Annotated in this window: 19 protein-coding genes; 4 read left to right on the forward strand and 15 right to left on the reverse strand. The window is 65.3% G+C overall.

Translation table 11 applies throughout. The annotated features are described in order from the left end of the window. Positions 1 to 8: 8 nt before the first annotated feature. Together AB7532_RS32465 and AB7532_RS32470 are read right to left on the reverse strand one after the other, a co-directional pair. Positions 9 to 638, reverse strand: a complete 630-nt coding sequence (locus AB7532_RS32465; RefSeq protein ID WP_441238730.1) for a ferric reductase-like transmembrane domain-containing protein — start codon at positions 636 to 638, stop codon at positions 9 to 11. Positions 639 to 650: 12 nt separating this feature from the next. Further along, on the reverse strand, positions 651 to 1,139 hold the full coding sequence (locus AB7532_RS32470) for a Twin-arginine translocation pathway signal (RefSeq protein ID WP_441238731.1): 489 nt from the start codon (positions 1,137 to 1,139) through the stop codon (positions 651 to 653). A gap of 275 nt (positions 1,140 to 1,414) precedes the next feature. Here AB7532_RS32470 and AB7532_RS32475 point away from each other — a divergent pair, with 275 nt between their 5' ends. Continuing rightward, on the forward strand, positions 1,415 to 2,422 hold the full coding sequence (locus AB7532_RS32475; protein ID WP_441238732.1) for an LLM class flavin-dependent oxidoreductase: 1,008 nt from the start codon (positions 1,415 to 1,417) through the stop codon (positions 2,420 to 2,422). On the opposite strand, the gene AB7532_RS32480 is transcribed toward AB7532_RS32475, so the two are convergent. The 8 genes from AB7532_RS32480 to AB7532_RS32515 form a co-directional block, all read right to left on the reverse strand. After that, the gene (locus AB7532_RS32480) at positions 2,423 to 2,968 is read right to left on the reverse strand and encodes a hypothetical protein (protein ID WP_441238733.1); all 546 of its coding nucleotides are present in this window, start codon (positions 2,966 to 2,968) and stop codon (positions 2,423 to 2,425) included. A 68-nt stretch (positions 2,969 to 3,036) separates the two neighbouring features. Continuing rightward, positions 3,037 to 4,746: a methyl-accepting chemotaxis protein gene (locus tag AB7532_RS32485; RefSeq protein ID WP_441238734.1), complete on the reverse strand. Its 1,710-nt coding sequence runs from the start codon at positions 4,744 to 4,746 to the stop codon at positions 3,037 to 3,039. A gap of 258 nt (positions 4,747 to 5,004) precedes the next feature. After that, positions 5,005 to 5,880 (reverse strand): amidohydrolase family protein, encoded by an 876-nt coding sequence (locus AB7532_RS32490; RefSeq protein ID WP_441238735.1) that lies wholly within the window; start codon positions 5,878 to 5,880, stop codon positions 5,005 to 5,007. A 13-nt stretch (positions 5,881 to 5,893) separates the two neighbouring features. Then, positions 5,894 to 6,286: a RidA family protein gene (locus AB7532_RS32495; protein ID WP_441238736.1), complete on the reverse strand. Its 393-nt coding sequence runs from the start codon at positions 6,284 to 6,286 to the stop codon at positions 5,894 to 5,896. A gap of 24 nt (positions 6,287 to 6,310) precedes the next feature. After that, the gene (hpaH, locus tag AB7532_RS32500; RefSeq protein ID WP_441238737.1) at positions 6,311 to 7,114 is read right to left on the reverse strand and encodes a 2-oxo-hept-4-ene-1,7-dioate hydratase; all 804 of its coding nucleotides are present in this window, start codon (positions 7,112 to 7,114) and stop codon (positions 6,311 to 6,313) included. Between the two features lie 2 nt (positions 7,115 to 7,116). Continuing rightward, positions 7,117 to 7,977 carry a fumarylacetoacetate hydrolase family protein gene (locus AB7532_RS32505; protein WP_441238738.1) on the reverse strand — a complete coding sequence of 287 codons (861 nt, stop codon included), beginning with the start codon at positions 7,975 to 7,977 and terminating at the stop codon, positions 7,117 to 7,119. A gap of 42 nt (positions 7,978 to 8,019) precedes the next feature. Then, positions 8,020 to 8,637, reverse strand: coding sequence for a flavin reductase family protein (locus tag AB7532_RS32510; protein WP_441238739.1), 618 nt, complete (start codon positions 8,635 to 8,637; stop codon positions 8,020 to 8,022). Positions 8,638 to 8,640: 3 nt separating this feature from the next. Further along, on the reverse strand, positions 8,641 to 9,606 hold the full coding sequence (locus AB7532_RS32515) for a Bug family tripartite tricarboxylate transporter substrate binding protein (protein WP_441238740.1): 966 nt from the start codon (positions 9,604 to 9,606) through the stop codon (positions 8,641 to 8,643). A gap of 130 nt (positions 9,607 to 9,736) precedes the next feature. Between AB7532_RS32515 and AB7532_RS32520 the strand changes: the two genes are divergently transcribed. From AB7532_RS32520 to AB7532_RS32530, 3 genes are all read left to right on the forward strand, one after another. After that, positions 9,737 to 10,531: an IclR family transcriptional regulator gene (locus AB7532_RS32520; RefSeq protein WP_441238741.1), complete on the forward strand. Its 795-nt coding sequence runs from the start codon at positions 9,737 to 9,739 to the stop codon at positions 10,529 to 10,531. 245 nt (positions 10,532 to 10,776) lie between these two features. After that, positions 10,777 to 12,072 carry an O-acetylhomoserine aminocarboxypropyltransferase gene (locus AB7532_RS32525; RefSeq protein ID WP_441238742.1) on the forward strand — a complete coding sequence of 432 codons (1,296 nt, stop codon included), beginning with the start codon at positions 10,777 to 10,779 and terminating at the stop codon, positions 12,070 to 12,072. A gap of 4 nt (positions 12,073 to 12,076) precedes the next feature. Then, entirely contained in the window at positions 12,077 to 12,859 is a 783-nt protein-coding gene (locus tag AB7532_RS32530; protein ID WP_441238743.1) for an alpha/beta fold hydrolase, read from the forward strand. 20 nt (positions 12,860 to 12,879) lie between these two features. Here the strand turns inward: AB7532_RS32530 and AB7532_RS32535 are convergent, their stop codons facing one another. The 5 genes from AB7532_RS32535 to phnL form a co-directional block, all read right to left on the reverse strand. Beyond that, on the reverse strand, positions 12,880 to 13,101 hold the full coding sequence (locus AB7532_RS32535) for a hypothetical protein (protein WP_441238744.1): 222 nt from the start codon (positions 13,099 to 13,101) through the stop codon (positions 12,880 to 12,882). Between the two features lie 477 nt (positions 13,102 to 13,578). Then, on the reverse strand, positions 13,579 to 14,190 hold the full coding sequence (locus tag AB7532_RS32540) for a pyridoxamine 5'-phosphate oxidase family protein (protein WP_441238745.1): 612 nt from the start codon (positions 14,188 to 14,190) through the stop codon (positions 13,579 to 13,581). A 24-nt stretch (positions 14,191 to 14,214) separates the two neighbouring features. After that, positions 14,215 to 14,811 (reverse strand): phosphonate metabolism protein/1,5-bisphosphokinase (PRPP-forming) PhnN, encoded by a 597-nt coding sequence (gene phnN / locus AB7532_RS32545; protein ID WP_441238746.1) that lies wholly within the window; start codon positions 14,809 to 14,811, stop codon positions 14,215 to 14,217. Next, on the reverse strand, positions 14,808 to 15,965 hold the full coding sequence (locus tag AB7532_RS32550) for an alpha-D-ribose 1-methylphosphonate 5-triphosphate diphosphatase (RefSeq protein ID WP_441238747.1): 1,158 nt from the start codon (positions 15,963 to 15,965) through the stop codon (positions 14,808 to 14,810). Before AB7532_RS32550 ends, phnN begins: the two co-directional genes overlap by 4 nt. 12 nt (positions 15,966 to 15,977) lie before the next feature. Next, positions 15,978 to 16,676: a phosphonate C-P lyase system protein PhnL gene (gene phnL / locus AB7532_RS32555; RefSeq protein WP_441238748.1), complete on the reverse strand. Its 699-nt coding sequence runs from the start codon at positions 16,674 to 16,676 to the stop codon at positions 15,978 to 15,980. Positions 16,677 to 16,694: the final 18 nt, after the last annotated feature.

The following is a 16,694-nucleotide window of genomic DNA, read 5'->3' on the forward strand; positions in this document are numbered from 1 at the left end:
TGGCCGGGCTACGAACTCTCGCCGCGCAGCGCCCTTCGTTTGCGCCACACTTGCAGATCAACCATCACCTTGACGGTTGCCGCGAGCACAAGCGCACACAGCGCCGCCTTCGAGATCGTCTCCATCGTGCCCTCGATCAGCAGACAATGGATCACGCTACCTGCGACGATGACGATCGCCAGCGGAAGATGGATGATGCGCCAGGTTCGCAGCCGCAGCCCCAATCGGCGGCGCAACGCCGCCAGAAGCGCAACGATGAAGATGGCCCACATCGCGGTCACGCCGAAGGGAGAGAACGGCGTCGGCGAGGTGTAGGTCAGCGCATCGATCATATCGGGCGGGCTGGTGATCCAGAGACCGGCGACGTGGATCACGATCGCCAGAGCAAGCGCGGCGCCGATCCAGTGATGGGCGCGCCGGCCGCGATAAGCCGAAAATCCCGGGAGATATCCGCCAATCAGCAGGGGCTGAACGAGCACGAGACCGAGGGCAACGATCCCGGCGAATCCGGCGAGGATGTAGACCGGACCGCGCCATGCGAGTTGTTCGCTCGTTGCGGCGACGGCGATCGGCACGCCAATGGCCAGAGCAAGGGCGGCCCAGATCAGAGTCACCCGGGCCGATTTCCACCCCGTCATTCGCTGGTTCGCTCAGGCCGGCTGAAGCACGAAGTGCGCCTCGAGGCTGGTTTCCTTGGCGCTGCGCATCACCGGCCGCAGGAAGACGGTTTTGAATTCACCGCTGTCATAGGCGAGGTGGCCATGCGGCTGGCCGAAGATCGGAATGATCTGCGGCATTTCGAGACGGAATTTTCCGTCCTTGTCGGTGAGCGTGGCGCCATGGCTCTGCGGCTCGTGCTCCTGGCCTTCGGTCGTATGCGCCCAGATCTGGATGCGCTGGCCAGCGAGCGGAGCCCCGTCACCGGCGCGGCGCACGGTGCCGCTCATCCAGAAGCCGCCCTTGCCGATCCGGTCCACGGTCGCCGCGCCCTTGCGGTAGTTGTTGGCGCCGCCCGACATCGACTCGGTCGGCGCGAGGCCGTTCGCGCGGGCCGGCAGCAGCAGGCCGGATGCTCCGGCTGCCAGAATGGAGCCACCCGCGGCGAGGAGGTTGCGGCGGTTGAAGACGACGGTGGTCATGTCGGTTCCTCCTGGCGACGGAGCAGTGGTTTGGGACAGGGTACAACAACAAGCGCCACACGCCCAGTTGAGACGAAGGGCGCCACCAGTCGCAATAACGGTGTTGTGAAGGGGGCAGGCGGCGCCGTGGAATGGGTCGAGCGAAACGAAACCCATCGAAGTCCCCTTTGGATGGCGAAACATGATGGGTTTCGCGAGTGCTCTACCCATCCTGCGGGTTGACATTACATGTCATTCTCTCAGACCCGCAGAACCCTCCACTCCGGTAGCCATTCATGATCCCCTTTTCCGTGCTCGATCTCGCGCCCATCCGCAGGGGTGGCGACGCATCGCAGGCGTTTCGCAATTCGCTCGATCTGGCGCAGCATGCCGAGGGCTGGGGCTTCAAGCGGTTCTGGCTCGCCGAGCATCACAACATGACGGGGATCGCGAGCGCCGCGACATCCGTGGTGATCGGGCACATCGCGGGCGGAACGAAGACGATCCGCGTCGGATCGGGCGGGATCATGTTGCCGAACCATTCGCCGCTGGTCATCGCCGAGCAGTTCGGCACGCTGGAATCGCTGTATCCGGGGCGGATCGATCTCGGGCTCGGGCGTGCGCCGGGCACCGACCAGTTCACGGCAAAGGCACTGCGACGCGACCTCGCCACCAGCTCCGAAAATTTTCCGCATGACGTGCTGGAGTTGCAGGCCCTCCTCGGCGACGTCCAGCCGAACCAGACCATCCGCGCCGTGCCCGGCATGGGGACGAAGGTGCCGCTCTGGATCCTCGGCTCCAGCACCTTCGGCGCCCAGCTTGCCGCGATGCTCGGACTGCCGTTTGCGTTCGCCTCGCATTTCGCGCCGCAGATGATGATGCCGGCGCTGCGCGAATACCGCGCGCGGTTCGAGCCGTCGGCGCAGCTCGACAAGCCCTATGCGATCGTCGGCGTCAACGTGTTCGCCGCCGACAGCGACGCGGAGGCGCGGCGCATGTTCTCCTCGCTGCAGCAGCAGTTCATCAATCTGCGCCGCGGCACGCCCGGCCCGCTGCCGCCGCCGGTCGACGACATGGATGCGCTGTGGTCGCCGGCCGAGAAGGCCATGGTCGGCCAGTCGCTGTCCTGCTCGGCCGTCGGCTCGCCTGCGGTGATCGAGGAAAGGCTCAAGGCGCTGATCGCCGAGACCGGGGCGGACGAGCTGATGACCACAGGGCAGATCTACGACCACACCGCGCGGCTGCGCTCGTTCGAGATCGCCGCCGGGGTGCGCGACAGGCTGGCGGCGCAGCCGGCCGTGTGATCACTGGCCGAACACATTGCCCTGGCGAACCTGGCAGGAGGTGTTGGTCACCTCGATGCGGATCAGCTCGATCGGCCGACGCGACGTCAGCCCGGGGTAGCGGATCGGCGCGCTGCCTTCCTTGCCGTGAATGACACGGAGCGAGCAGGAGGACGCGTCGTCGCCGAACGAGACGACGATGCGCCTTGCGCCCGAGCCTGCAAACCGCTGGTCGGCAGCGACGCTGCGTCCCTCGAAACGCCAGTTCAGCACCGACTTTCCCTCGCCCGACACGGCTGAATTGACCAGGCGGTTGTTGTTGCCTTTCGCGACCCTGTTGAAGCGGCTGAAGAAGCGGCCCTGATCGCTGATGTAAAGCTGGACCTGGGAGGTCTGGTAGCCGGGCCTCTCCTCGCCGGTGTCCAGGAATTTTTCCGTTCTATTGTCCGTCCATGACAGATCGACGGAGATGCCGCGCAGCGGCGCCGGCGCAGCCGACGTCCCGCTTGAGGCCATCACCGGCAGGACGAGGAGCGCAACAGCCAGCCGCGTGGTCCATCCCTGCATGATTGCCCCCTGCCCACCGCTTATCTGCCCCGGACAGTATCAGACAGCTGGAGCGTGACGCCAGCGCGTCACGCCGCCCGGATCGAGTTCATGAAGCCGGCGACGCCGCGCTTGAGGCGCGTGCTCTCGGTGGCAAGCGATTGCGCGGCCGACTGCACCTGCGCGGACGCACCGCCGGTCTCGGAGGCGCCACGCTGGACGTCGGCGATGCTGGCCTCGACCTGGGAGGTACCTGCGGCAGCGCGCTGCACGTTGCGGGAGATCTCCTGCGTCGCAGAGCCCTGCTGCTCGACCGAGGTCGTGATCGCAGCCGAGATTTCCGAGATGCGGCCGATGGTCGTGCCGATCTCCTTGATCGCAGCGACCGAATCCCGCGTCGCCGACTGGATGTCGTTGATCTGCTGGCTGATCTCGTCGGTCGCCTTCGCGGTCTGCTCGGCGAGCGATTTCACTTCGGACGCCACCACGGCAAAGCCGCGGCCTGCCTCGCCGGCACGCGCGGCCTCGATGGTCGCGTTCAGTGCCAGGAGGTTGGTCTGGCCCGCGATGGTCTGGATGAGATCGACGACGTCGCCGATGCGGCTGGCCGCCTGCGACAGCTCGCTCATGCGCGCGTCGGTCTTTTGCGCCTGGTTGACGGCCTCGCCGGCGATCCGCGCCGAGCTCTCGACCTGGCGGCTGATCTCGCCGATCGAGGAGGCAAGCTCCTCACTCGCGGCGGCCACGGAATGGACGTTCGCGGACGCCTCGCCCGACGCCGTGGAGGCGCGGCCCGAGACCTGCGCGACGGTGTCGGCGGTCTTGGAGAGCGTCGTCGACGATGTCTCGAGCTGGCTCGCGGCAACCGACACCAGCTCGATGATCTCGCCGACCTCGCGCTCGAACTGATCCGCAAGCCGGTTCATGTCGACCTTGCGCGCCTCACCCTGGCGCTGCTCGGTGACCGCCTGCGCCTCGCGCATGCGATTGGTCTCCAGCATGGCGTCGCGGAACACCTGGACGGTGCGCGCCATCTCGCCGATCTCGTCGCGGCGATCGGCATGCGCGACGGGCGCGTCAAGCTGGCCTTCGCTCAGCGAGGCCATGCGCTCCCTCAGCCCCGTCAGCGGCTTCACCACGCTGCGGCCGACGGCCCAAGCAATCATGATCGAGATCAGCATCAGCACGGCAATGACCACGGACGCGGTCTGCACCATCGACCAGAAGGAATTGTCGACCTCCGACATGTATTCGGCCGAGCCGATCATCAGATTCCACGGCGCAAAGCCGCGCGTGAAGGCGACCTTGTCGAGCGGCGTGGCATCGGCACCACTGCGGCGGAAGGAATAGCGCAGCGTGCCCTGGCCCTTCTTCGCGATATCCATCAGCGCGACGGCGAACAGCATGCCGTTGGCGTCCTTGTTCGGACGCATGTCCTTGCCGACGAATTGCGGAATGCCGGGATTGGACACACAGAGGCCGGTCTCGTAATCGTAGATATAGGCGTAGTTGCTGTGGTCTTCGTACCAGACGAAATTATTGGCTTCGAGGAAACGCTTCCTGGCTTCCTCCTCGGTCATCTGCCCGGCCTTGAAGGCCTTGTAATAGCCGTCGGCCAAATTCCAGACGATATCGACCGCGGCATGCGCCTTTTCGATGCGCTCGGTGACGAGCTGGCCCCGGGCGATCCACAGCACGGTCGAGGCGACCAGCGCCATGCAGATCGCGCCGACCAATGTCATGAGGGCGAGCTTGGCGCCGATCGAGCGCAGCAAGAACAGGTTCTTGAGAGCCGGCATTCTGCCTCTTCGGTGTTGCTGGGCGGCGCACACGCGAATCAGGGCGCAGGCCGCCGGGAGGTGGGCATGCGCAAATTAGAGGCAATTCGTTAAGAACGTAGTTACGCCGCGAAATCGCCGTGGAGTGTCGCGGGTGTTACTGAAGGGTTAATGCGGGTCCTATCCGTCATTGCGAGCGAAGCGAAGCAATCCAGGCTGTCTCTGTGGAAATCGTCTGGATTGCTTCGTCGCTTCGCTCCTCGCAACGACGAGGAGAGATTAATCCGGAAACCCGAACAGTTTTGCCGGATTGTGCACCAGGATCTTCTCCAGCTCCGCCTGGTCGGGCGCGAAGCGGAACATCAGCTCGAGCAGATCGGCATCGTTGGGCGGCTGCTTGACGGAAACCGGATGCGGCCAGTCGCTGGCCCAGACGCAGCGGTCGATGGCGGCCTCGATATAGGTGCGCGCGATCGGGATCACGTCGTCGTAGGGCGGGCCGGCTTGCGAAGTCTTCTCACCGAGCGAGAGCATCACCCAGAAATTGCCCTTGGCGAGCAGCTCCAGCATCTTGCGCAAATTCGGATCGTCCTTGCCGCGCGAAGGCTCGGGCCGCGCCATGTGATCGATCAGCACGGGCACGTCGAGATTCTCGTATTTGGCGACGCTGGAGACGATGCCGTCCTTCTCCGGCTGGATCTTCACATACCAGCCGAGCTCGCGGATGCGCGCGATGGCGCGGGCGAAATCGGCATCCGACAGCACCGCGCCGAGCTCCTGACGAAAACTGAAGCGCGCGCCGCGCACGCCGGCGTCATGCAGTTTTGAGAGATAGGAATCGTTCGCCTCCGCGAACACCAGCGCGTTGGCGCAGCCGCGATAGTTCGGGCCCATCGCGGCGAGGCCGTCGAGCACGACGGAATGATCAGCGCCGTAGGTCGTGGTCTGCACGATGATGCCGCGCTCGATGCCGAGCGCCTTGTGCACGCGCAGCGCCGCTTCCCACGTCGCGCTCGGCATCCGATAGGCCGCACCCGGACGCTCCGGATATTTGTCGATCGGCCCCAGCACGTGAAACTGGCTGTCGACGGTCTTCGGCGGTGGCGCCTTGACCGGGCGGCGCGGATTGGGATCGAACGGCAGATAGGTCGGCATGCCCAGGGCTCCTTCAGTCGATCACGGCGGTGAAGTCGCACTGCACCAGCGCGCCGCCGTCCATGGTGTCCATCGGCAGCGCGTGGCGCGCCGGGCACGAATGCTCGTCCGGAAACATCTTGAGCCATTCGACATTGACGGGGCCGCGCTGCGTGCGGTCCTTCAGCCAGACCGTCATCTTGATGATGTCGTCCGTGGTGCCACCGGCGGCCTCTACCGTCGCCTTCATATGCGCGAACATGTTGGCGCATTGCGCGTCGAGGCTCTCCGGCATCACGCCGGCCGCATCGCGGCCGAGGATGACGCCTGATATCACGAGATTGCCGATGCGGCAGGCGTTCGGGATCGGGTTGGCGTGCTTGAAGCCGCCGATATGGATGCTCTTGCGCCGCGTTTGACTTGCCATGGTGCGCTCCCTTTTATTGTTGATTCAGACGAACTGGCACGACACCGAGCCGAACGCGCCGTAATCGGCATGGAAGGTGTCGCCGCGGCGGATGTCGACCGGACGCGTGAACGATCCCGCCAGCACCACCTCGCCAGCCCCAAGATATTCGTCATGCGGCGCGAGGCGGTTGGCGAGCCAGGCGATACCGTTGGCGGGATGGTTGAGCACGCCGGCCGCAAGGCCGGTTTCCTCGACCTCGCCGTTGCGGAACAGCAGCGCGCCGATCCAGCGCAGATCGGCATCCATCGGGCGGAACGGGCGGCCGCCGAGCACCAGCGCGGCGTTCGCGGCGTTGTCCGAGATCGTGTCCATGACCTTTCGCGGCTTGCCCGTCTCGGGATCGACACGATGCATCCGCGTTTCCAGGATCTCGAGCGCGGGCGTGACATAGTCGGTGGCGTTGAGCACGTCGAAGATGGTGCAGTCGGGACCGCGCAGCGGCGCCTTCAGCACGAAGGCGAGCTCGACCTCGATGCGCGGCGCGTGGAAGCGGTCGAACGGGATCGGCGTCGCGTCGGCATAGAACATGTCCGCGAACAGCACGCCGTAATCGGGCTCGGAGATGCCGACCGCGTTCTGCATCGCCTTCGAGGTCAGGCCGATCTTGTGGCCCTTGATGACCCGGCCGCGCCCGAGCTGGAGCGTCGTCCAGGCGCGCTGGACGGCATAGGCATCCTCGATGCTGAAATCGGGATAGTCCTTGGTGAACATCGAAATCAGAGACTTGGTGCGCTCGGCCTCGTCCAGGCGCGCGGCAAGGCGTTCGATCGTGGCGGCATCCAGCATGATTACTGCTCCGCGGCGACGACGTTGCGCAGCACGCCGATGCGGCTGGACTCGACCTCGACGACATCGCCCACCTTGAGCCAGCGCGGAGGATCGAAGCGGACGCCCGCCCCCGTCGGCGTCCCCGTCACGATCATGTCGCCGGGCTTGAGCGTCGCGAAGGTGGAGAGATAGGAGATCAGGAAGTCGAACGGGAACATCAGGCGCTCGGTCGTGTCCTGCTGCCGCACCTCGCCGTTCACGCGCGTGACGATGTCGTGCGGACCTCGCGGATCGAGTTCGTCGGCCGTCACGAGCCAGGGACCGATGCTGCCGGAGCGGTCGAAATTCTTGCCTTGCGTGACGTTGAACTTGCCGTGGCGCAGCCAGTCGCGGATCGTGCCCTCGTTGCACAAGGTCATACCGAAGATGTGCGAAAAAGCCTTCTCGCGCGGGATGTGACGGCCGCCCTGCCCGATCACGATCACGAGCTCGCCTTCGTAGTCGAGCTGCTCGGAGACATCAGGTTTCTCGAGCGGCTGGCCGGAGCCGGTCATCGACGACATGCTGCGCACGAACAGGCTCGGATATTTGGGCAGGTCGGAATTGTCTTTATATTCGGCGTTGCGCTCGGCGTAGTTGACGCCGATGCACCAGAGCTTTTCCGGCGCCAGCACCGGCGGCAGCAGGACGAGCTTGTCCAGCGCGTAGTCGGGCGTCGCGCCGGCCACCGCCTCCTGCGCCTCGGCAAGCGCACCGGCCGCAATCAGCGCCTTGACGTCGGAATAGTCGCGGCCGATGCGCTTGGTCAGATCGACGACACCGCCATCAACGGCAGCGCCATAGCGCGGCTCTCCGTCCACGAGATAGCTCACGAGTCGCATTGTCGTTCTCCAATATCTTCAGGCGCGGCCGGGCCTGCGCGCTCAGTCTTTCGATTTGGGCGTCTGGAACACGGTGTTCAGCGTCACGATCTCGCCGAGCGTGGCGTAACGCGGGCCACCGATGCGCGCGATCGGGTCGAGCGCCTTGGTTTCGACCTTGCCGTCGTTGACGAGACCGTCGCGAATATGAAACATCACGACTTCACCGACGATGAGCCGGCTGCGGGCCTCGCCGAATTCGAGACACTGCCGGAAGCGGCATTCCATCGCGACCGGTGCAACGCCAAGCCTGGGTACCTTGATCCGCTCGCTCGCGATCGTCTCCAGGCCCAGCTCCGCGACCTCGCTGATTTCAGGCGGATGCTCGACGGAGCTGTCGTGCACCGCCTTCATCAGCGGGGTATCGGCGATGTGGATCACATATTCCTCGGTGTCGAGGATGTTGTGCGCGGTGTCCTTGTAGTCGGCGCCCTTGCGGCCGACACTGATGGCCAGCATCGGCGGCTTCTGCGAGACGAAGGTGAAGGCGCTGAAGGGCGCGAGGTTGAGCACGCCGCTTCGCGACAGGCTGGTCACCCAGGCGATCGGGCGCGGCACGACAATGCCGGTCATGAGCCGGTAGATGCGCTCCGCGCCGAGTTCGGTGGGGTCGATCCGCATCGATCAATCAGCCTTGATGTTGGCCTTGCGCACGACCGGAATCCACTTGGCGTCCTCGCGCGCGAGATAGGCCTTGAACTCGTCCGGCGTCATCGGCGTCGACTCGCCGCCAAGCTTCTCGAACTTGTCGACCACGGCGGGGTCTTTCAGGATCGCGACCAGCGTCTCGTGCAGCTTGTCCACCACAGGCGCCGGTGTGCCGGCCGGCGCAAACAGGCCGGTGAAGGTCTGGCCGTCAAAGTCCTTGTAGCCGAGTTCGGCGAAGGTCGGCACGTCGGGCAGCGACTTCAGGCGGTGCGGGCTGGTGACCGCGAGCGCGCGGAACAGACCGGCCTTGATGTGCTGGAGGCTGACCGTGAGCTGGTCGAACGCGAACTGCACCTGGCCGCCGAGCAGATCGTTGATCGCCGGCGCGTTGCCGCGGTAGTGCGCGGTGACCCATTGCAGGTCGAGGCTGGACTGCATCAGCTCGCTGAGCAGATGGTTGGTGGTGCCGGGGCCGGGCGAGGCCATCGTCAGCTTGCCCGGCTCGCGCTTGGCGAGGTCGATGAATTCCTTGAAATTCGTGGCCTGCACGGATGGATGGACTTCGAGCACCAGCGGCGTCATCGAGATCGTCGAAATCGGAAGAAAATCCTTCTTCCAGTTGTAGGCGTCGCGCTTGTTGATCTCGGTCGCGAACAGCACCGGGCCGTTGGCGCCGACGAACAGCGTGTAGCCGTCGGGCGCCGATTTCGCGAAGGCTTCGCCCGCGATCATGCCGCCGGCGCCGGCCTTGTTCTCGATGATGAAGGGCTGGCCGAGCTTTTCCTGGAGCTTGTCGGCGACGATGCGCGCGGCGCTGTCGACATTGCCGCCGGCCGGATAGGGGACGATCAGCTTGACGCTGCGCGCCGGCCATTGCTGGGCTGACGCGGGCACCGCCAGCATCGCAGCGGCGGCGGCTATGGCAATCGCGATTAATCTCATGTTAACCTCCCGGCAGCGCTTCCCATTCCACGTCGAATGCCAATGACGTTGCACTTGGCGCTCGATCGCGCCGCAATCTCCAGATGCGCGCTTTACCTGTCGAGTGAATTGTGGCGTTCTTGTCCATATTATGGACAAGGCGTCTCCAGGGTCCACCCGTGTGACAGAACCGCGACAAGGTGCGCAGGCGATCCGGCGCGCGCTCGCCGTACTGCGCATTCTTGCCGCAGGCCGCGAAGACGGTGTGCCACTGGCCGAGGTCGTGCGGGCAACCGGCCTCACCCGTCCGACCGTGCATCGCATCGTTCACGTGCTGATCGAGGAAGGCATCGTCGAACGGCACGAGCGAACCGGCCGCTATGCGATCGGCAACCAGGTGCCGGAGCTTGCGCTTGCGCGGCCGCGGCCGTCGCGGCTGCTGGTTGCTGCAGGTCCGTCGCTGCGGCGCGCCTCGACCGAGGTCGGCGACACCATGTTTCTGACCGTGCGGACCGGCAACGACACGCTTTGCGTCGACCGCAGGATCGGCGCCTACCCGATCCAGGTGTTGTCGATCGAAGTCGGCGCGCGCCGGCCGCTCGGCGTTTCCAGCGCCGGCGTCGCCATCCTCGCCGCGCTGCCGGCGCAGGACGCGCGAAAAATCGTCGCAGCCAACGAAAAGAGATTTGAGTCTTACCGAACCGACGTTGCGACGGTGCTCGGCGAGGTCACCGCCGCGCGGCGGCTGGGATATGGCAGGAGGGAGATCGGCCTCGTGCAGGGCACGAAATCGATCTCAACCTGGATCAAGACCCCGGATGGCCGCCCCGCCGCGGCGATGACGGTCTCCGCCGTTCGGACGAGGCTCGGCCCGCGCCGCGAGCAGGAAATCGTGGAGATCCTCTTGCGCGAGACAGGGATCATCGAGCAGGCGATCGGGGGCTAGCTTCGCCTCTCCCCGCATGCGGTAAGTCAATCGCATATGAGCTGAGCCTGGGGCGCACAGAAGTTACCACAGCGTCATGGCCGGCTTGTCCCGGCCATCCACGCCCTTGCCGTGCGACACGAAGAACGTGGATGCCCGGGACAAGCCCGGGCATGACGACCTCCCGTGAATAGTCAATGGGCTGACGCCGCGCACCATTTTGTGGCACAACGGCCGCCATCGCCGATCGACCAACGAGGCCACGCATGCCCGCGCCGAAACCGCCTGCCTTCGAGACCCTGAGCCTGCATGCGGGCCAGCATCCGGATCCCACGACCGGCGCCCGCGCGGTGCCGATCTACCAGACCACATCCTACGTGTTCCAGGATTCCGACCACGCCGCGGCGCTGTTCAATCTCGAACGCGCCGGCCACATCTATACGCGCATCTCCAATCCGACCACCGGCGTGATGGAGGAGCGGCTTGCGGCGCTGGAGGGCGGCGTCGGTGCGATCTGCACCGCGAGCGGCATGGCCGCGCTGCATCTGGCCATCGCGACGCTGCTCAATGCCGGCGACCACATCGTCGCGTCGAGCTCGCTCTATGGCGGCACCATCAATCTGCTGGCGCACACGCTGCCGCGCTTCGGCATCACCACAACGTTCGTCAAGCCGCGCGACCACGATGCCTTTCGTGCGGCGATCAAGCCCAACACAAAACTCGTGATCGGCGAGACCATCGGCAATCCCGGTCTCGAAGTCCTCGATATCCCGAAAGTCGCGCAGATCGCGCATGACGCAAAGATCCCGCTGCTGATCGACAACACCTTTGCGACGCCCTATCTCAGCCGCCCGATCGAGCTCGGCGCCGACATTGTCATGCATTCGGCGACCAAATGGATCGGCGGCCACGGCATCGCGATCGGCGGCGCGATTGTCGATGGCGGCCGGTTCGACTGGCGCGCATCGGGCAAATTCGGCGTGCTGACCGAGCCCTATGGTGGCTATCACGGCATCGTCTTCGACGAGCAGTTCGGCACAAGCGCCTTCATCATGCGCGCGCGCACCGAGGGCCTGCGCGATTTCGGCGCCTGCCTGTCGCCGACCAACGCATTCCAGCTGCTCCAGGGTGTGGAGACGCTGGGGGTACGCATGGACCGCCACATCCAGAACACGCATCTGGTGCTGGAGGCGCTGAAGTCGAACAAGGCCGTCGACTGGGTGCTGCATCCCTCGCTGGAGAACCATCCCGACCATCAGCTTGCAAAGCAGTTGCTGCCGCGCGGCGCCGGCTCGATCATTTCCTTCGGCATCAAGGGCGGACGGCCCGCGGGCCGCAAGTTCATCGAACAGCTGCGCATGATCAGCCACCTCGCCAATGTCGGCGACGCCAAGACGCTGGTGATCCACCCCGCCTCGACCACGCATCAGCAGATGGACGCCGAACAGCTCAAGGCCGCCGGCATCGGCGAGGAGCTGGTGCGGCTCTCGGTCGGCATCGAGACCGCCTCCGACATCATCGACGATCTCGCGCAGGCGCTGCGCATCTCGCAGAAGGTCTGACGCCATGAAGCTTTCCGTCAACGGCTCCGAGGTGTTTGTCGCGACCGGCGGCTGCGAATTCGACAAGTCCCTGCCTACGGTCGTCTTCCTCCATGGTGCCGGCTTCGATCGTTCGACCTGGGCATTGCACACGCGCTGGTTCGCCCATCACGGTTTTGGCGTGCTGGCGCCTGATCTCCCCGGCCACGGCCGCTCTCCCGGGCCTTCGCTGGGCAGCATCGCCGAGATGGCGGACTGGACGTCGGCATTGCTCACTGCGGCCGGCGTGGCCAAGGCGCATCTGATCGGCCACTCCATGGGATCGCTGATCTCGCTGGAGACGGCGGCACGGCATCCCGACAAGGTCTCGGCCCTGAGCCTGATCGGCACCGCCGCAACCATGACGGTCGGCCCGGATCTGCTCAAGGCCGCGGAAGCCAACGAGCAGGACGCCAATGACATGGTCTCGATCTGGGGTCTCGGATTCAAGGCCGAACTCGGCGGCAGTCTCGCACCGGGCCTGTGGATGCATGGCAGCGCACAGGCCGTGCTTCAAGCCTGCGAGCCGGGCGTGCTGTTCAGGGATTTGTCCGCCTGCAATGCCTATGCGAATGCGCTTGCCGCGGCCGCGGGCGTGAAGGTGCCTGTCACGCTGATCCTCGGCGAACGGGACATGATGACGCCGCTCAAGGCAGGCAAGGCGCTCGCGGCGGCAATCCCGCATGCGAAGACCGTCGTGGTGCCGGGCGCGGGCCACATGATCATGGCCGAGCGCCCGGATGAGTTGCTGGTCGCGCTGAAAGGCTGAGCTCCTTGGGGAGCGCAGAATCAGCTGGCCATGAGTTGGGAATGCGCGCGCCGGCTCCGCTCGGAATACACAGCGCGGGCGGCACGCTCGGCCTCGCGCGCCGAGCGGAACTGGCGGCCTTCGAGGCTGTCGAACAGACGCTCCGAGGAGAAGAAGCGGAAGCCGCGCGCGTCTCGCGTGACGATGCCGGCGGCGCGATCGTGGATTTCGATGATGTAGGCGTTCGATTGGTCTTGGGACATGACTGCTCGCTCGCCGAAGTCTCGGCGTTCCTGTCTTGAGATTTGCTGTGTGAGAGTTGCTAGGACGCGGTCAGCAACAACAACAGGCGCCGGTAGCCGCCGAGAAACAGCGCCGCGTCATGCACGCTTGCATGTCGTTCTGATTGCGCTGGCGATCGATTCTCATGGTGCGGCTTCAAGCTCGAGGAGCGGTTTCGATGCTGCGAATATCGAGCGATTGACGCGATGGGTCAATGAAATGGCTATCCATATTTGGCGGCGACGCGCCGAGGCGTTTCTCCCGCCGCAAGCACTGACAGTCGGATTCATCTCGCGCGAGCGCAGGTGATCGGCTGCGACCATATCCCGCGCTCTTGCAGGGTGGGCAAAGCGAAGCGTGCCCACGATTTCTATCGCGGTGCTGGACAGGTGGTAGGCACGGTGCAAGCGCGCCTTTGCCCACCCTACGATTCTGGACTCGTGGAAAGAACGGTAAGATCACCACATCGTCGCTGCAGCGCGCTCCGGCCAGATGCGGTCGTATTCCGCGCCGCCGACCTTGTTCTCGCTCATCTCGGCGAGGATCTGGCCGGGTGTCGGCAACGTCTTCGGATCGATCCGCTTGTCGGGATTCCAGAGGTCGGAGCGGACGATGGCGCGGGCGCACTGGAAGTAGATTTCATCCACGTGCATCACCATGACGCTCCGCGGCGCCTTGCCTTCGACCTTGAAGGAGGCCAGCAGCTCCGGATCGATGGAGAGATGTGCACGGCCGTTGGCACGCACGGCGTTGCCGGAACCGGGGATCAGGAACATCAGCGACACCCTGGGATCGCGCACGATGTTGCGCAGGGAATCGACCCGGTTGTTGCCGCGGCGATCCGGCAGCATCAGCGTCCTGGGATCGTGAATGCGGACGAAGCCGGGGAGATCGCCACGCGGCGAGCAGTCGATGCCCTCGGGTCCGATGGTGGCGAGCGCGGCAAACGGCGCTTTTTCGATGAAGATGCGATAGAGCGGCGTGACATGGTCGGCGACTTTCACGGTCGAGGCATCGTTGGTGGCGCCGTAGATGGCCTCTAACTGTTCGACCGTTTCAATCACCGACATTCCACGCTCTCCTGGTTGCGCCGGCTATTCATGCCAGCCTTCATTTTTGATCACGCGCACGAGATGGGCGCTGTGATAATCCGCGCTGCCCGCATTGAGGATGGTGACATCGGCACTCGCCGAAGAGTCGTCGACACTGCGCGACAGCCGCTCCGCAAGATTACCGTCACTGTGCCGAGCGCGCGCGGCGATGCGTTGCGCCAGCACGTCCGGCGGCGCCGTGATCGCGACCACGACGACGTTGGCGTAGGCCTGGCGTAGTGCGCCGATCACGGTGCGCGAGACATTGGCGACGACCGTGCGGCCGGCGCGAATGTCATTGTTGATTTCGATCGGCAACGCGTAGGAATGCCCGTGCGCGTCCCAATGCACGGCAAAATCGCCATACTCGCACGCGCGGCGAAAGTCATCCTGACTGACCGCAATGTTGTCCTCGTCGGCGGAGGATGCGCGCGTCACGATACGGCGCGGGAAGACGACATCCTGGTCGTCAACGCAAGTTGCCTGCGCGAGCCGCAGCAGTGTATCCTTGCCGGCGCCGCTGGGACCGACCACGAGCACGAGCCGCCCGGGTCCGATCCCGCCCGCTGCGCCCTCGGCCATGGTCGCCGTCCCGCTCATGCGACGCGGTGTCCTTCGCGCCAGACGCTGCGGACCACCGGGACGCTGCCGGCCACGTGCACGCGGATCAAATCGGCCCGCTTGCCGGTCGCGACCTCGCCGCGGTCGGACAGGCCGACGGCTTCGGCGGGCGCCTTCGTCACGGTGCGGACCGCCGCCGGAAGGCTGATCGCGGGCACATGCTCGGGCAATTGCAGCGCGGCCATCAGCAGGCTGGACGGAATGTAGTCCGACGACAGGATGTCGAGCAGGCCTTCGCGGGCGAGATCGACCGCGGCGATGTTGCCGGAGTGCGAGCCGCCGCGCACGACGTTCGGCGCGCCCATCAGGATGCCGATGCCGGCCTGATGCAGACCGCGCGCGGCCTCCAGCGTGGTCGGAAATTCCGCCACCGACACGCCGTCGCGCAGGGCGTCCGCGACGTTCTCCTCGGTGGTGTCGTCATGGCTCGCGAGCGGAATCTTGTACTCTTTCGCCAGTGCAACGATCTCGCGCATGTTGGCCGCGGCATAAAGCTTCTGATATTCGAAGCGCTTTGCGAACAGCTCGTCGAGCTCGGCATCGGTCTTGCCGCCGCCCTTGCCGCGATAATAATCGCGCAGCTTGACCTCGTCGCGGAACTGACGCTGCCCGGGCGTGTGGTCCATCAGCGACATCAGCTTGACGTCGGGGCGGTCGATCAGCTCCTTGGCCTCCTCGACCACGCTCGGCATCGGGATTTCGCAGCGCAGATGCAGGAAGTGGTCGGCGCGCAGCAGGCTGGCGTCGCGCGCGGTCGTGATCGCAGCGGCGAGCACGCCGGCGCGGCCGTCGACCTCCTCGGCGCCGTCCTCGCGCCAGACCCGGAGCGAGTCGAACACGGTGGTGATGCCTGACGTGGCGAGCTGGCCGTCATAGGAGATCACGGCAGCGACCGGATTCCAGAATACCTTTGGGCGGGGCACGTAATGCGCTTCGAGATGGTCGGTGTGGAGCTCGATCAGGCCGGGCATGATCAGGTCGCCGCCGGCATCCTCGGCACCCGCAGGCGCCCTGCCTTCGCCGATCTCGGCGATGCGTCCGTCCGCGAGAGCAAGCCAGCCCTGCTCGATCACCCGGTCCGCCAGCACGATCCTGGCGTTGGCGATCACTGTGTCCTTCGGCTTGGCGTTCATGTCCCTTGTCCTTCAGGCGGCGGCGGCAAAACTGGTGACGTCAACGATACGGTCGGCAATCAAATGGCGGATTTCGTCGTCATGGACAATGGCAACCATGGCGACGCCCTGCTTCTTCTTCTCGGCTACCAGCGCGACCACGACGGCGCGGTTGGCGGCATCGAGCGAGGCGGTCGGCTCATCCAGCAGCAGGATCGGCAGCTCCGAGATGAAGCCGCGCGCGATGTTGACGCGCTGCTGCTCGCCGCCGGAGAAGGTCGCGGGCGGAAGCTGCCAGAGCCGCTCGGGGATGTTGAGGCGATGCAGCAGCTCGCCGGCACGGGCTTGTGCGTCGGCGCGCGCCATGCCGTTGACGATCAATGGCTCCGCGACCACGTCGATGGTCGCAACGCGCGGCACTGCGCGGAGGAACTGGCTGACATAGCCGATCGTGGAACGGCGGATGTTGAGGACCTCTCGCGGCTCAGCGGTGGCGAGATCGATGACAGCGCCGCGATGGCGGATGCCGATGCGGCCGGAATCGCAGCGGTAATTGCCGAAGATCATTTTCAGGATCGACGATTTGCCGGCGCCTGACGGCCCCGACAGCACGACGCATTCGCCCGGATTGACGTGGAAGGTCACGCCGCTGACGACAGGCAGCTCGATGCCGCCTTGCAGGTGCATCGTGAAGGTCTTCCTGGCGTCGGCGATGTCGATCATGGCGGTCATCGGAGGGCTCATTTCGGA

The sequence above is a fragment of the Bradyrhizobium sp. 930_D9_N1_4 genome (genome assembly GCF_052076015.1).
Lineage (GTDB): Bacteria > Pseudomonadota > Alphaproteobacteria > Rhizobiales > Xanthobacteraceae > Bradyrhizobium.